Genomic DNA, 1,403 nt, shown 5'->3' on the forward strand with positions numbered 1-1,403 from the left:
ACTATGGTTATCAACAGCCAGCCTTGGCAGCGTAGAAGAATCCATTCAATCCGCTGTCCGAAATCTCCGCAGCAGCTCACACCCGGAGCATCAGATCAGAGGAAAGAGTGTGCACAATGTGCACACGAAAAAAGCACCAAAAACCCCGCTGAACAGGGAAAACACGTGCCCGAGGTGGGACTCGAACCGGGTTCCAACCCTTGCAAACACTGGGCTCCCGCCGAAACATCCGGAATCCGGCCCAGTCCGGCACCGGTACGGCCCAGTCCGAAACCCAAAGTGTGGACACTGTCCACACCCCCAAATCTCCCCACCAAGACCGCACAAACTGCCGCACCAAACTTGATCCTGCTGGAGAAGTTCAACGGCGGCTGCAACCGGGTCCTGCCCGCGCTCGTTGCCCCGCTCCTGAGCACGCCGCACAGCATGCTCAGCCTCTAGACTCTCCATCACGAAGTCACCTCCCTTCAATCCATTCATGATCTAATCGGCAGACCGATGCAGGACCGGGCAGCCCCCTTCAGACGCTCACTACGGACTAACAGATATCCGGCGGGCGATTACCGCGCTCACGTTCCTTACAGGCCGGTGCTCCTGGAGGCCTCGCAGTGGCAACGACCCTGTACTTGAGACTTGCGTGTCCGCTGGCGGGGCCAGCGCTCGTTTACTACGCCATACAGGAGGCGGTCCACGCGTTCAAGCACTCCCCAAGCAAGCTGCGGCATGAACCTCTGGGACTCTGCGATCACAATATTCGGCGGCATTGTCCTGGTCTACGACGGGCTGCTTGTCTCACTGGCCCTACACGCGCGACGGCACCCGGAAACGGTGGGCATGAAGGAGGCCCTGCGGCTGCTGCCAGACCGTCTGACGCTGCTGCGCCGGCTGACCTCAGACCGGACCCTTCAACGCGGAATCCGAGTCCGCCTGATCCTGCTGCTTGTCTACCGCGCCTCGCCCATGGATCCGGTCCCGCGGTTGGTGGTGGGCCGGCCTGGGCGTCGTCGCACTGGGGATCTATGGGTTCATTGCCACCGGCAGGCTTGGACGCGGAGGCGAAAACCCAAGGACGACTACCCCACTGGGAAGGGCCACCCTAAAAGGAGCCGGGCCTTTTCCAGGCCGACGATATTCAGGTTCCGCCCAGCGTCGACGCTTACAGTGAAATTGCACTTCGGGCTGGAGACGTGACTCAGTCCGTAAGATTCGAAAGCGGAAGGAAACAGGTACCAATGCCGACAACCCCCTCATTGAAGACCCGTCTCGGCGGGGGAGCAGCAGCAGTCCTGACCGCCGGCGCCATCGCCGCCATGGGCGTCAGCGCCGCCTCAGCAACCACCTCGTCCCCCTCCCCCTCGGCAACCTCGACTGCGGCCCCCTCAGCCGAAGCCAGAACCGGAGCC

1 protein-coding gene is annotated in these 1,403 nt (G+C 62.0%); it reads left to right on the plus strand.

The features are described 5' to 3' along the window. Positions 1–279 precede the first annotated feature (279 nt). Positions 280–441, plus strand: coding sequence for a hypothetical protein (locus BJQ90_RS19015; protein WP_226761762.1), 162 nt, complete (start codon positions 280–282; stop codon positions 439–441). Positions 442–1,403: the final 962 nt, after the last annotated feature.

Origin of the sequence: Arthrobacter sp. SO3 (assembly GCF_020532825.1) — a bacterium.
In the GTDB taxonomy this organism is placed as follows: Bacteria; Actinomycetota; Actinomycetes; order Actinomycetales; family Micrococcaceae; genus Arthrobacter.